The organism is Enterobacter cloacae complex sp. 394I7 (genome assembly GCF_057320345.1).
Map to the genome: position 1 here is coordinate 486,251 of NZ_JBXWCR010000002.1, position 13,686 is coordinate 499,936.

General features: G+C 40.8%; 18 protein-coding genes and 1 pseudogene. 10 read left to right on the top strand and 9 right to left on the bottom strand.

Features of this window, described 5'->3' with window-relative positions:
- The first annotated feature begins 4 nt into the window (after positions 1-4).
- Positions 5-535, top strand: coding sequence for a sigma-70 family RNA polymerase sigma factor (locus tag AC2FAP_RS13370; protein WP_080346980.1), 531 nt, complete (start codon positions 5-7; stop codon positions 533-535).
- A complete protein-coding gene (locus AC2FAP_RS13375) occupies positions 532-1,320 on the top strand; it encodes an anti-sigma factor family protein (protein WP_014171280.1) in 789 nt (262 codons plus the stop codon). The genes AC2FAP_RS13370 and AC2FAP_RS13375 overlap by 4 nt, the downstream gene beginning before the upstream one ends.
- On the opposite strand, the gene AC2FAP_RS13380 is transcribed toward AC2FAP_RS13375, so the two are convergent.
- From AC2FAP_RS13380 to AC2FAP_RS13400, 5 genes are all read right to left on the bottom strand, one after another.
- Positions 1,312-1,869, bottom strand: a complete 558-nt coding sequence (locus tag AC2FAP_RS13380) for a YceI family protein (RefSeq protein ID WP_014171279.1) — start codon at positions 1,867-1,869, stop codon at positions 1,312-1,314. The genes AC2FAP_RS13375 and AC2FAP_RS13380 overlap by 9 nt on opposite strands.
- A gap of 68 nt (positions 1,870-1,937) precedes the next feature.
- A complete protein-coding gene (locus AC2FAP_RS13385; protein WP_032680443.1) occupies positions 1,938-2,282 on the bottom strand; it encodes a cupin domain-containing protein in 345 nt (114 codons plus the stop codon).
- Between the two features lie 87 nt (positions 2,283-2,369).
- Positions 2,370-2,726 (bottom strand): hypothetical protein, encoded by a 357-nt coding sequence (locus AC2FAP_RS13390; RefSeq protein WP_014171277.1) that lies wholly within the window; start codon positions 2,724-2,726, stop codon positions 2,370-2,372.
- 220 nt (positions 2,727-2,946) lie between these two features.
- Positions 2,947-3,387, bottom strand: coding sequence for a carboxypeptidase-like regulatory domain-containing protein (locus tag AC2FAP_RS13395; protein ID WP_449541529.1), 441 nt, complete (start codon positions 3,385-3,387; stop codon positions 2,947-2,949).
- 548 nt (positions 3,388-3,935) lie between these two features.
- On the bottom strand, positions 3,936-4,103 hold the full coding sequence (locus AC2FAP_RS13400; RefSeq protein WP_416436038.1) for a hypothetical protein: 168 nt from the start codon (positions 4,101-4,103) through the stop codon (positions 3,936-3,938).
- A 644-nt stretch (positions 4,104-4,747) separates the two neighbouring features.
- On the opposite strand from AC2FAP_RS13400, the gene AC2FAP_RS13405 reads away from it, so the two are divergent.
- The 8 genes from AC2FAP_RS13405 (at position 4,748) to AC2FAP_RS13440 (ending at position 11,989) form a co-directional block, all read left to right on the top strand.
- Positions 4,748-5,593 carry a DUF6387 family protein gene (locus AC2FAP_RS13405; protein ID WP_001067212.1) on the top strand — a complete coding sequence of 282 codons (846 nt, stop codon included), beginning with the start codon at positions 4,748-4,750 and terminating at the stop codon, positions 5,591-5,593.
- A 280-nt stretch (positions 5,594-5,873) separates the two neighbouring features.
- Positions 5,874-6,080 (top strand): helix-turn-helix transcriptional regulator, encoded by a 207-nt coding sequence (locus AC2FAP_RS13410; protein WP_000795663.1) that lies wholly within the window; start codon positions 5,874-5,876, stop codon positions 6,078-6,080.
- A gap of 20 nt (positions 6,081-6,100) precedes the next feature.
- Positions 6,101-6,400, top strand: coding sequence for a hypothetical protein (locus AC2FAP_RS13415; protein ID WP_001019190.1), 300 nt, complete (start codon positions 6,101-6,103; stop codon positions 6,398-6,400).
- Between the two features lie 295 nt (positions 6,401-6,695).
- Positions 6,696-7,898 carry a tyrosine-type recombinase/integrase gene (locus tag AC2FAP_RS13420; protein WP_008322898.1) on the top strand — a complete coding sequence of 401 codons (1,203 nt, stop codon included), beginning with the start codon at positions 6,696-6,698 and terminating at the stop codon, positions 7,896-7,898.
- Positions 7,891-9,195 carry a tyrosine-type recombinase/integrase gene (locus AC2FAP_RS13425; RefSeq protein WP_485452951.1) on the top strand — a complete coding sequence of 435 codons (1,305 nt, stop codon included), beginning with the start codon at positions 7,891-7,893 and terminating at the stop codon, positions 9,193-9,195. Before AC2FAP_RS13420 ends, AC2FAP_RS13425 begins: the two co-directional genes overlap by 8 nt.
- Positions 9,192-11,066 carry a DNA-binding protein gene (locus AC2FAP_RS13430; protein ID WP_001059592.1) on the top strand — a complete coding sequence of 625 codons (1,875 nt, stop codon included), beginning with the start codon at positions 9,192-9,194 and terminating at the stop codon, positions 11,064-11,066. The genes AC2FAP_RS13425 and AC2FAP_RS13430 overlap by 4 nt, the downstream gene beginning before the upstream one ends.
- A gap of 14 nt (positions 11,067-11,080) precedes the next feature.
- On the top strand, positions 11,081-11,467 hold the full coding sequence (locus AC2FAP_RS13435; protein WP_485452952.1) for a hypothetical protein: 387 nt from the start codon (positions 11,081-11,083) through the stop codon (positions 11,465-11,467).
- A gap of 96 nt (positions 11,468-11,563) precedes the next feature.
- Complete coding sequence (locus AC2FAP_RS13440) at positions 11,564-11,989, top strand: hypothetical protein (RefSeq protein WP_000360018.1); 426 nt, start codon at positions 11,564-11,566, stop codon at positions 11,987-11,989.
- 53 nt (positions 11,990-12,042) lie between these two features.
- Here AC2FAP_RS13440 and AC2FAP_RS13445 read toward each other — a convergent pair whose 3' ends face one another.
- The 4 genes and pseudogenes from AC2FAP_RS13445 to AC2FAP_RS13460 all read right to left on the bottom strand — a co-directional run.
- Positions 12,043-12,357, bottom strand: a complete 315-nt coding sequence (locus tag AC2FAP_RS13445; protein WP_008322889.1) for a hypothetical protein — start codon at positions 12,355-12,357, stop codon at positions 12,043-12,045.
- A gap of 18 nt (positions 12,358-12,375) precedes the next feature.
- Complete coding sequence (locus tag AC2FAP_RS13450; protein WP_063158976.1) at positions 12,376-12,762, bottom strand: hypothetical protein; 387 nt, start codon at positions 12,760-12,762, stop codon at positions 12,376-12,378.
- A 41-nt stretch (positions 12,763-12,803) separates the two neighbouring features.
- Positions 12,804-13,076, bottom strand: a complete 273-nt coding sequence (locus AC2FAP_RS13455) for a hypothetical protein (protein WP_071840992.1) — start codon at positions 13,074-13,076, stop codon at positions 12,804-12,806.
- A gap of 224 nt (positions 13,077-13,300) precedes the next feature.
- Positions 13,301-13,686, bottom strand: a pseudogene (locus AC2FAP_RS13460) (relaxase/mobilization nuclease domain-containing protein); the annotation flags it as partial.

A 13,686-nucleotide genomic window follows, 5' to 3' on the forward strand; every position in this document is an offset into this window, starting at 1 on the left:
TCTCGTGGAGGGAAAACACATCGCTACCCGTGAGGTTCGCCAACAGTTAGCCGCACACCTCTCACGTCTCTGGCGTTATGGGCTGGTGTTGTCGCGAAACAGGGATGTCGCCGAAGAGCTGGTTCAGTCCACCTGCGTCCGCGCGCTTGAAAAAAGCAGTCAGTACATGCCCGGTACGCGTATCGACAGGTGGCTGTTTGCGATATTGCACTCCATCTGGATCTCTGAGCTTCGGGCACGCCATGTTCGTCAGGGGCAGGGGTTTGTCGCCAGCGACGAGCTTCTGGCGCCGGATACCCGTGAACAGGATGAGACGCACCTGCATTACCTGAAGGTGATGCAGCGCGTCAACGCGCTCCCGGAAGCCCAGCGCAACACGGTTTTTTTGGTGTATGTCGAAGGCTTTACCTATCAGGAAGCCGCGAACACCCTGGCGGTGCCGATCGGTACCGTAATGAGCCGACTGGCGACGGCACGGGCAACGCTGGCAGCGTCTGCCGATGCCTTGCCCCCGGTTAAGGAGAAACGCTCTTGAACGCGCACCGTTTTACAGCGCCCTATAACGATGAGGCTATCGTGGCATGGATAGATGGCGAGATGTGTCATGCCGACGCGCAAAAATTTGAAGAAGAGTTGAGACGTGACGAGCGCCTCTCCGGGCGGACCGCCGAGTTAATGAAAAGCAATGCGGATTACCCCGGCGCGTTTGCCGCTATGCTGGATGATGCTCCTCTGGAGAAGATGCAGGCCCGGCTGGCGGAACTGCCCGATCCGAAGCCCGCTACCCCGGCTGGCGTAAGCCGGCGCGCACTCATTGCCGCGTCGGTCAGTTTCCTGGTGGTCGGTTCCGGCGTGGGATATGGGTTGCGACCCGCTTTCGCACCTTCTGATGAAAACGCCCATATTCGTGACCTCGAAGCGCAATACATGTCGCTTTACAGCGTCGAGACATTGCTGGATATGGACAGCGCGCCGCATGTTCTGCAGCGTGGGCTGGAACGGGCAGCGCAGGATATCGGCCTGCAACTTCAGGCGTCACAGCTTATCCTCCATGGAGCAGAGCTTAAAATGGTCCGCATGCTGCGCTATGAAACCACCTCTATCGCGCAAATAGCCTGGATAAATGCCGACTACGGCCCAATGGCGCTGTGTATCTCCCCGACAGAGCAGACAACGACAGCCGCTCAACAGGAACAGCGGCACGACATGAACCTGGTGTGGTGGCAGAAAGCGGGATATCAGTTTGTGTTGATCGGCCGCAACCCGCTCCCACAGTTGCGGGGCAGTGCAGAGCAGCTGCAAAGCCTGATTTCAGGATGACGGGATGCCGTTAGCCTGAATCGCAATGGTGATGGCAATCCTGTCATCAACGACCAGCGCAAATTTATCCATGCCGTAGGCCGCGCGCGAAATGGTCGTCGTCGCATCCAGCGTGAGGACCGGCGCGTGCGGATCTTTCACGACGGCGTCCAGAATGACCGGGCGGGCAATGTCGCGTACGATCAATGTTCCGAACACCCTGAACGTTCCTGAACCCTGAGCGACCACGCGTGAGCTGATAAATTCGATAACAGGATAACGTTCAGATTCAAAAAACATGTCGCTTTTCAGTTGCCAGGTGAGCAGGCTGTTTGAGGCAACCAGGGTAGCCACGGGAAGGGTGACATGAATATGGTCATCGATATCCTTATCCGGGTTAAGCGTTACGGAACCCGTGACGCCACTGAATCTGGCCCAGGAGAGGATCCCCCCGAAGGCGTGCCAGGATAACCGAATGGCGGTGTTTTCAGTATCAATGGTATAGCTCTGCGGGGCGGCCTGCGCCAGCGGACAGAGCAACACGAACAGAATAACCAGGCGTCGCAGCATCTCAGGATCTCTTTAGGGGTGGCAAGGCGTTAACGCGCAACCCCGGGGATCTATTCGGCTTTTAGGCGTCAGGACGTCTTAATAATATCCACCGAGATCTCGACGGCGGTTACCGGACCCCGGTTTTCCAGCCAGTGGACCGTGTTGTGATCTTCCGGCCAGCCGACACCGGGACCGTAATCAGTCGCAATACCGTGACGATGATCGGTGATGGTACCTTCAAGGATAAATACGGTGCCGGGTCTGTCGATATGATTATGCACCGGACCAAAGACCGCGCCAGGAGCGAGAGTGACCCTGCGCATGCGAAGCTGGCGCCCGGCCATGCCCGCTATTTCCGGACCCAGATCGACGACGGAGAGTAATTCAACGGTAACGCCCTGGGTTTCAGGTGCGGTGTGTTCGCTGTTCATGATGGAGTCCCCCTGAGACAAGTTTAGTCTGCAGGAAGCAGGGCAGGAGGGAATAAAAAAGGCCGCGTCTGCGGCCTTTCGAAGGGATTACTCAGTGACTTTCTTTTCCAGCTCGCTGGCACCTTCTTTGGTTTTATTCCAGCCTTTCTCAGCACCTTCTTTGGTGGCATCCCACCCTTTTTCGGTACCTTCTTTGGTTTTATGCCAGGCTTTCTGGGAATCTTCGCTGACCTTGCTGCCTAAGTTTTCGGTTTTACCCTCTGCAGCATGCTTCTGTTTCAGCTTCAGCTCTTCGCCTTTATTCTGCTCTTCGTGCAGTTTTTGCTTCGCGTCGTTGGCGTTTGCCTTCGCCGCAGCGACGGTATCGTCAGTTGCATGTGTGGTCGCAGCAAATACTGGGGAAGCCAGCAGAACGGCAGATAATGCGATAATTGTTTTTTTCATAATATCCTCATTTAACGTTATCGGTTATGAGCGTGATTCAGCATGGCACAGACGAAGCGGCGTGGCTTTAGGAAAAAACTGTAATGTTATTTTGGCGTTATACCGTGAAGCGTATTTAGTTACGCAGAGGAATTAATTACTTTCAGGTTGAATGCCGTGTACCAGGGGCGTGCATATCCCTATTACTGGTGGCTTTTGGCCATGAGTAAAGTTAATTAACTCACTGAGCTTCGCAAAATATATTTTGACTCTCGCCGCTTGTTGGGGAGAGTTCGCAGAACAGTTTCACGCTGTCGCTCCTGGAATAGCCTGAAAAAGGCCCGCCAAACCGTTGGGAGGTGTAAATATCGCGTTTTTGTCCCAGATGGTCGATTGTTGTCAGTGTCCAGCTACTCAGGCGATCTTGCGGTCCGACGGGTATAAAAACATGCCAGTCTCCCTGCGGTACGAAAGAAAAATACCCATTATTATCCGTTTGTGTCGTGGCAATGTGTCGGTCGAACTCCACTAACGAAACGGTTACCCGGGGCAGCGGTTTTCCTGCGTTATTCAATGTGCCCTCAATACGAGGGGAGGGATAATCATGGTAAACGCAGCCGCTGAGCAAAAACGTGAGAGCCACGATAGCCTGGCTTGCGATGCGGTTTGAGGATGCTGTCATGGGTGCAAATCCTTTTGCGTTCAGGTGTTTTTCGGTGGCGTGAATGCAGTATACGCGGGTGGCGTAATTCCGGAACTATAGATTCTGTTAAGGATGTTGATTTACTGAGTTTTTCCAGACTTATGCCTGGATAAATAAAGTGTGTGAATGGACGCGTGCAGAATGTAGCTTTACGAGCTACATAATAAGAGGTCTTGTCGTTGCCTTTACAATGTTAACGTACTGACGTTGCGCTTGGCAGAAAGTCGCATCAACGAACTTTCTCTGGCGCAGGAGTGGCTGAAATCGTCATGTATTTTTTCAGGCCAGCCTCTCGTTTTACACCTTGGGGTCTGAACCAAAAGGAAGCCTTAAGCGCGGGGAGTCGACGGTGTTGACTGTCCAGAGAAAATTACCAATGAATCTGAAATTGATACTATCTACTGTAACGGATAATACTTCAAAACTCCCCATCGAATACTCGTTACCCAAACGGACGATTTCTTTAACGCCATCCTTAACATCGATAAGAGCAATTGTCAGTGACTCCTCGAAAATAATGTCATCCGTTAAAAAAAGATATAGCGATGATCATTAACCTGAACAGCTGCTTCCAGTATTTGCCCTGTTACAATAATGTCTGTGCTATTGCCATTGATCACGACGTTAGACTGCGCCTGGGATACATCTGTCGCTTCCTGAACCTTTACCAGAGATATTGAATTAACCTGTTGCATAATCAATTCCACACACTCCCCATCTCCCATACTGCAAGAGCACCGCTGACAAAACCACCAATAAGTACACAAACAGGTGCATCTGGCCCACACATCAATCCCGCCATTACGCAGCCTGCGGCGTTTAGCGCTATTTGCCGCCCCGATTCTGAGATCTTATTCTCAGTGGTATAAATTTCGTAAACAGAAATTGCAATCGAGGGCACGACGAGCCCTTTTCCTAAACGCGAGAGCTGCATCAATTTCTCTGGATTAAGCTGGTTGCCCTCGGACAACGACAGACACAAAAAAGCCCGCAGGGCTTGCGCCGTGCGGGCTCTTAGGACTTCATCGGATGACTCTGGTAATCACCGAGCTGGCGTCCCTGTAATTAGCCATTCATTCCATTGATTTTTAATGTTATTTAAACTTTGAATTTTATGTTTGGTTCTAAAAAGGAACCATAAATCGTAATGGTATGGGTTATCACGATTAGCGGATTGGAGAATTGTATCAAAAGGAAACAAATTCTTCAGTTCAACTCCCTGCTAGTAGCTGAACTGCGCAAGCAGGATCTGCTTTTCACCGATTAGTGAATGCGGTAGTTTTTCAGCGAAACTGAATTCTATCCGTAGGGCAGTACCAGCATAGGTGGAGAATGGATTTTGAACAACTGGTCACCAGAGCACACAAAAGACATCAAGAGTTGGTTTAAGATTGATACATATCGCAAATTTGAAGACCTCTCATTGCTCCAGTTTTACCATGAGATATGGGCTCGTAACTTGTTCTTTAAGGAGTATCGGGAAGAGTTTGAGAGCAGAACTCTTATGGGTTACTTCTCAAAAATTTTCAGTGGCAATCCTTTTTTAATTGAAGAAGGGCAACTGGGATACATGACTCCTGCCAATAAACTTTTTCAGCCTCCCCATTTTTTTCTAACAACTCTTGATCGCCTTGCTGAAACGAGCATCATTGCTATGCAACGCGGAGGTTTTGTTTGGGATGGTGATGACAATTATTCAATAAACAGAGATCTTCGGGAAGAATCACTTTCAGATATTATGCCAGATCAGTTTTCACGAACAGTCATGTTCGAGATTGATTTGGCAAGTGGCACAGACGAAGAGATTGCAGAGTCGCTTAAAGCTGCATTACCGCAGTGGCGTAAAATCAAAGGTATCGAACCAGATCCTTTAGAATCAGTTCGCTTTGGGTATGGAACTATCAAGAAACTCATCAGTTATCGTGTGATACCTATGCTGGATATCCTGGTGTGGGCAGCCGTTAAAAAAATCCGTGTCTCTGACGACAGGTTATCCAGACTGCTATATACAGACGATGACGAAGAAAGCGAAATGAGGCAGTCTAGCCAAATCAAAGATACCGACAGGCCTTTGGCTCTTAAATCCTGCACAACTGACTTTATCCGACAATTCCATTACTTCATGAACAAAAATAGCCATTTGAAGCAAATGAAAGTCTCTGATGTAATGAAACTATCTGATTAGAATTACATTTATAACTATTTGTTTTAATTGTTAAAATTAACTAAAGGCATCATTGTGAATGGTGCTTTTTTTTGCGATTTTTACTTTAAACCGGGCATTTTGACACTTGCTATAAAAGGGGGGAATTTCAGCTACTCTCAAGTTCCCCTTTTCTGTACGGCACCAACTTCGAGAAAACCATCCTGCATAGCTACGAAGAACCTCCGCTTCAGGAGCTTCGCTCTTTTCTTTTCCCAACTGTTCGTATAGTGACTTCACCGCAACGACAAGGGATAACGAAATGAAAAATCAAGCAACCCGCCTAATACGATTACCAGAAGTTCTCGAACGAACTGGCTACGGAAAAGCCTGGATATATCGTCTGATCAACGATGGTAAGTTTCCTGCTCCTGTCAAAATTGGAAGTCGTGCAGTAGCTTTCGTTGAAAGTGAGATTGATACCTGGATTCAGTCTGTTATCGAAACAAGTCGAAATAATGTTGCTTAATTGAACATGGGAGCGATTTTATGAATATCGAAGAATTTGTAAGCGAAGAAAACCATATGTGCAATTTATGCGGAGATCTTTTTTACAAGATCTTTGACCAAGAAGTGATTTATGACTTACCTAATAACGAGTTTAATAAAGAAATCATTTACTGGCTCAGTCAGTACCTTGTAGGAAATCTGAGAGAACCTTTAGACTCGATCTCTGAGCTTAATGCTTGCAAACAGATATATGTTTACGAGACCTGGTTATCTCTAATTAAATGTCCTGATGAATTGAAACTCCTAGCGAAGCGGATAATTTTATATCTAATGGATTAAGATCTTTTTATGAAAATGTAAAGTTTGGCTGCATAATTTATCTTAAAACTTTACAGAGTAACTTACATTATTTTGGTTACCGTTTATTAGCAAGGCAGTGAGATAGTTTTCGAAGTATTAGGTGTACATAATAATAACTAGATCTACCAGATGATAATTTGACAAGAATAATCGTCTATCTCACTGTTTTAATTTAAATAAATATCTTAATCGATCCAAATAAATTTGTAAATCTACGAAATGCTTATTATTAATATATTGGAATTATACTTTTTGTAAAGTTTAGGAGGAAAATATGTGCAGTATTTGTGTGGATTCTTTTATGTTCGAAAATGGTGAGAGATATTGTCATGTTGTAAATAAAGATACTGGTGAGCCATTGTATTATCCAAACTTGTATATAACAACACAAGTCAGGAATCGGTCAGAGTCTATATCAACAATGAAGGTTATCGCTGGGAGCATTTCATTGTTATATCGATTCTTTATGAGAAAAAATATCAATATTGATGAAAGAATTCAGAAAAGGATATTTCTGGCTCCTCATGAAATTGAAGATTTGATCGAATTCACTTCATTCAATTTTCGAGATGGCGAGAATGATAATTTTAGAAGTTCAAATGTCAAAAAACCAACTAAGTACTTTCGGATAACAACCATAGCTAACTATCTGGAATGGCTGTGCAAAATACATCTTTCTCATACAGGACAGAAGGATACTCTCAAATATATTTTAGATTTCATTAACAACATAAAACGAAAGAAACCGAGAAATAATGATAAATATAATATGGATATAGAAAAAAGTTTAAATAATGAACAATTGGATTCTTTGTTTAGCATTCTTGCACCGGGTAGCAAATTAAATCCTTTTTCAGAAAAAGTGCAAAAAAGAAACAATCTAATATTTCTGCTATTACACTGCTTTGGCCTGAGAGCAGGTGAACTTTTGAATCTGCGAATTGGTGATATAGATTTTGCAGAATCGACAATTGCAATAAGAAGAAGAGCAAATGATAAAACAGATCCGCGAGTGTATCAGCCTTTAGTTAAAACTTGTGAGAGGAAATTAATTGCTGATAAAAAGCTCATGTTTGAAATTTCAGATTATATTCTGAATGATCGAAGAAACATAAAAAATTCTAACAAACATGATTTCCTGTTTATTACTTATAAGGAAGGAAAAACTCAAGGGCAACCTATTTCATTTTCTTCATATCACAAAGTGGTGAGTGTTGTTCGTCAATCCTCCTCACTTCTAGGGGGATTGACAGGTCACAAACTCAGACATACATGGAATTATGAGTTTTCGAAAGCAATAGACAAGAATCAGGACATATCCGATGAAAAAGAGCAACAAATCCGTTCTTATCTCATGGGATGGCGACCGGGTTCAGAAACTTCAATGATTTATAATCGCAGGCATATTTATGAGCTATCGAAAAAAACTGCACTTGAACAACAAGAGCAACTATTCAAAGGAGAATTTGATGAATAATTTAATTAAAAATAAATCTGATAAAATGTCTTTGCATGAACATAAAATCATCAGTTCAATTGAAAATAACGGAATCAATCTTACAAACTTAATATATGCTATGAACGAAAATTTGGTTTGTGGGTTTGTATATACAGTACAATATTATTTTAATAGCAACAGCTATTTGTATGTGAAAAATATTGTTAGAAATATGGAGAGTCTTATCCGTAAACTATCTCCTACTCATATTGATGATAAGGTTCTAATTGAATATCAAAATAAGAAATTATCAAAAGCCTCAGCATCATTTCGCGTTTTACGACCATTTTTGATTAAATGGTTTGAGTTAGGATATCCGGGAATAGATGAAAGTGCGGTAGAACTGTTAAAGCATTTGGACCTAAAAATAAAAAAATCTGGTCAGTCTGTGCTTCAAGATGATCCAACAGAGGGACCATTAAATAAAGAAGAACATACTTCTTTGATTAAGGCTATGAATCATGCATATAGAAAAGGTGAACTGTCACTGCCACATTATGCAATATCACTATTGATCAGTCTTACAGGTAGAAGACCTCAGCAGTTAGTTATGTTGAAATATAAAGACCTTCTTCAAAAGAACTTAGATAATGGCAAAGTAGAATATGTAATTTCAGTGCCACGAGTAAAACAACGGGGTAAAGAACTACGATATCGAGAACTTGCAATAATATCAGAGGTTGCATCAATTGTTCAATTGCAAGCTAATCAATCAGTGAAACTTGTTGAGCAAGCTCTTGGAAAAACTCTTGATGATTATTCTAAACGAGAAGTTCCTATTTTCTTAAATGAGGAAAAACTCTCAGATTTATCCATAACAGGTTCAATTCTTCTGGAATATAATAAATTATATGCGAAGCCTACAATTGCTAATGTAGCATTGAAAAGTATTGTTAATAATGGAAATGTAATATCCAACCGTACCGGTTCGATACTAAATATCACTCCTCGTAGGCTTCGTTATACAATAGCAACTATGCTGGCTAAGAATGGGCATAATGTTAATACTATAGCTGAATTATTGGATCATTCATCTACTTCAAGTGCGGGGATTTATATTAAAAATCATGCTGACAGTGTTGAAAGGATTGATTCCGCTGTTTCAGAACAATTGTCATTTGTCGCTGATATTTTTATGAACGGAATCAAATCGAAAAAGAGTAGTCATTTCAAATTTTTTTCTTCAAGTAGATGCCAGAGTCAGAATTCAGGATTTCCTTGCAATCAATGTATGTTTTTTATTCCGATTGATCGCAGTGAGGTGAATCAACTATGAATAATATTATTTTGTTCAAATCAAAAAAACATATTCTTGTAGAAGAAAATTATAATGAGTTCATAAAATTTTGTCGCTATCAACTGTCCGGACTAACCCAAACTCAGGATTGGGAGCAGTATGCCTGGAAAGGATATGTCACATTTAGAAAAATAGGGATTGGAAATAAAATCTTTGATTCCATTGATGCAATGCACGAAGATTATATCAATTTTGCGAAAGCATATATCAGATATCAACACACATTGAAACCATTAAAAAATTATGGGGTTATTATGATGGCCTTGCGATGTCTCGAACAGGCCCTTTTGCAGGTTCAGAACACTGGTCTCATTTATAATGTTACAGCCGTTGTTTTCGATGAGGCAATGCAGATCGGGAGTAAATATTTTGAAGGTAACGTTTTGGCTAAATGTGGAATACAGCTTGAAAAAATATCAAAGTTTCTGTGTGAACATAATCTTGTGAAGTCAGGATATATCTCATGGAAAAACCATGTAAAACAGAAAGTCAAAAACAATTATCTTCCTGAGATTGAGGATTATCACCGAAGCGATAAGTTACCAGATGAAGAAGCATTGCTCGCTATTGCTGATATTTTTTCTCAAAATGATGAGTTACTGAGTCCAAGGGATAAGTTCACCAGTTCAGTATTTGCACTTCTACTTTGTTGTCCGAGCAGAATTTCTGAAATTTTAGCCTTACCTGCTGATTGTGAGATTACACAAATAGATGGCAAGGGTATCGAAAGATATGGTTTGAGATTTTATTCGGTAAAAGGGTATGGCCCTAATATCAAATGGATTCCACGGGTTATGATACCAGTTGCAAAGAAAGCGATTAGAAGATTACTTTCCTTATCACAAAATGCAAGAGCACTTGCTCACTGGTGCGAAAAGTACCCGGATAAATTTTACCGACATGAGCTTTGCCCAACAGTTGATGAAAAAGCTAAATTGACCGTTGTACAAGTTTGCCATGCACTGGGGTATAATTTATTTGATCATAAATCATGTGTTTTAAAAATTAAAAGAACGAGTTTGGATGGTGGGAAAAGTTTCTTAAACCACAATGATTACAACTATTCATTGAGTAATTTGTGGGAAATTATTAGTTCTAATTTTAGCAGAGATTTTCCATGGTATGATAAAGAAAAATCCATAAAATTTAGTAATGCTTTATGCTTGCTCAATACTGATCAATTTTCTTTATCAAGAATGACTTCAATTTTCACATTTTACAAACCTACTAAAAGTTTCTTTTTCAGTGACATACAAAGAAAAAAAAGCTATGAGATGAATTATAAAAATATATTTTCCCGATATGGATATTATGATGATGAAGGTAAACCACTACTTATTCGCTCACACCAGCCACGGCACCTTTTAAACACAATAGCCCATTATGGTGAAATGTCTGAACTGGATATAGCTAAATGGTCTGGTCGTATCAATGCGAATCAGAACAGAGTTTATAACCATGTGTCGGAAGAAGATATGTTAGATAAAATCAAAGCTATTAAATTGAATAGGAGTAATTACTGTCAAAGGGAGTCAATACCCACAAATGAATTGACAATTGATTTTGATAACCTTAATCAAGGTGCAATACACCTAACTGAATTTGGTTACTGTGTACATAACTATTTAATCAAGCCTTGTGCAAAAATTAATCATCTTATTGAATGTGATAATGAAACACCGGACATTAACTCAGTAGATAGAATTAGACTGCAATCTGTCCGAGAGAAAGTAATGCAATTAAAGAGAATAACTCAGATCGCTTATGAAAATGGTGATTATGGTGCAGACAAATGGTTGCAACACCACAAAAAAAATTTGGAAAGAATTAATAAACTATTGAATAATTGAAACAGGAGATGCATATGGCAAAACATTTAAACAGGAGTGAAATAAAGGCAATTAAACACATTATACTGACTTGGGACGGTAAAATCACATGGAGCGATTTATGTGAATCAGTTTATAAGAATCTAAACAGAACTATCACAAGGCAATCTCTAAGTGCTCATGATGAAGTTGTTGAAGCATATAGAACACAGAAAAATTTGTCTAATTTGAAAAAATCTGGCCTTAAAAAGCCAGCTAACTTAACGATTGCGGCACAACAAATAATAAATCTTAAAGCCGAAAATGAAATGTTAAAAAAACAGAACAATAGATACAAAGAGCAGTTTAGCTATTGGCAGTATAATGCTTATAGACATGGTCTCACTATGGAACAATTGAATAGACCATTTAATAAAAAATAATAGTTGATAGGTTACACCTATTGACAAGTTAAATAAATACGATAAATATAAATATATGGTCAGGATGACTATTTCAATTATGCAAGGATGCATTTTATGGACAAAAACATCATCAATTCAGAGTTTACTCTGGAAGAGCAACTTATCATTATAATTGATAAATATATCTCAAAACGGTACCAGCCCGGAGATAAAAGTTTCTCATATCAACTTTACTTAATTTTTGTGGGATACCATTTAAAATATTTTTACCCTAAAAGGATTTATTCCAAATCCAATCGTAATATTGATAACATAATGACTATGTTTAGCTCAGTATACAAAAGTCTGACAAGCAATCTTCTACAACGATTAAATAACAAAGAAGGAGTTATTAGGGAACTAAACTCGCTTGTTAATTACATAGATAACAATCAAGAAAAAGCAGAGGAAATCTATGCTACTGTCAGAGCACAATATGAAATGAAAGTAATTGAGAAAGAGTTAACCCATGAAGTTCGCGTAAGAACCGTCAGGTTATAGGCAATAAAAAGCCCCTAAGCAGGGGCTAAAAAAAGACTTAGTGATACAGGCTACTACTGAACTTCTTTCCAGATACCATCTGCTTTCACAAGCTTAACAGGCTTTGTCTGTTTCATATTACTAATAGAGGCATCGACAATGCAGTTATAAACATTGTTTGCTTCTTCTGTGCAGCTAACTTTCTTCACATAATCGATTCTTAAAAGATCCTTTTCTGAAACTCTTGAATCAAAAGCTTTCATACTGGCATTTGATTTATCTACAACACTTTTGAAAGCATTGTATATATCGTCTTGCGATGGTTCACTGTTACATGCGGTTAGAAGAAATGAGGTAAGAATAACTGTGAGGATTGAGTATATTTTCATTTTCTTATCCAAAAATAATTAATTAAGAATACCAGTTTTGGTGTTGTTGTTATCAGAGGAGAAAGTCCATTTACTTACGGTCTCTCCCTTGAAGTCGATCTCAAGAGTTTTAGACTGAGTCTGAGAACCGCCAGTAAACAGCCCCACAACAGGAATGAAAGTCGTTGCATTGAACTGATTGTTAGACATGAAATATTTCCATTGCTCATTTCCGTCATCGAGTGTGGTTCTTGTATCAGGCTCACCTAACTTAGTGAGTAATTCAGTCTTAGTTGTTTTGTTTTTAATGATCTTTGACTGGAGGCTTTGAGGTGTTTCGTTTTTAAGGTTCTGGTTCCCTGATGTTGAACAGCCAGAAAGCAGGAAGACAATAATAAAAAAAGAGGACTTTATAAATCGGTTCATTTACTTTCTCATTTTAGGTTTGCGGTTGTGTGAAATTAATTTCACCGTATAAAAACAACTCTGTCTGCATACGTTTTTTTAATTTTATAGATAAGAATAATGATGCTTACGAAAAACGTAATGACTGATACAAGAGTGCTGCCAGTCCACGAAAATGCTAACCACGCGAGCCCAAATGCAACGAATTGAAACAGGAATGCCACACTGAGCGGGCTTTCACCGTAAGCGATCTTTGCATGGCAGCCTTTACAAATCCGCACACCATGAGGACTTTGTGTAAAGCAGAACGGGCACTTTATTGTTTCGTTTTCCATAGCTATCCCAATCTGGAAGATTAAATGGTGCGTTTACAGAGATTCTCGATGACCGACTCGCTTTAGTAAAATTGCTTGTACCGATCGATGGTTGTTACTTGATAGGTGTTATCTATCATAACTAGTTTATCGATCTGTAATAACGATCAATATTTTCTTGACTAAACACAAATCTATTACTAGAGAATAGAGTGTGGTTACGAAAGGTGTTTACAACTAGCTGTCTATAAACGAATTTTTCTCGCCTTGTTTAAAGGTTGGATTACATGAATTTTTGAGAAGTGTGTGTGGGTTTTGTGAAGAATGGACTTCCCATAGCTTCTGAGAAGCTCTGCGAGCCTTCTGAGAAATGGAATCCAGCCGATAAGCCTGAGATGTTTTTGCTGTTGTACTGAGTTTTTTTGAAGAATCTTTTCTACGATTTCGTTTCTTCTGTCTTCTTTGAGTCGTAGTTCGAGTTCTGCAATTTTTTTACCGATACTTTCCTTTCTCTCAGCGGTTTTCAAAACTGTTGCAGGAGCAGGAGCAGGAGCAGGAGCAGGAGCAGGAGCAGGAGCAGGAGCAGGAGCAGGAGCAGGAGCAGGAGCAGGAGCAGGAGCAGGAGCAGGAG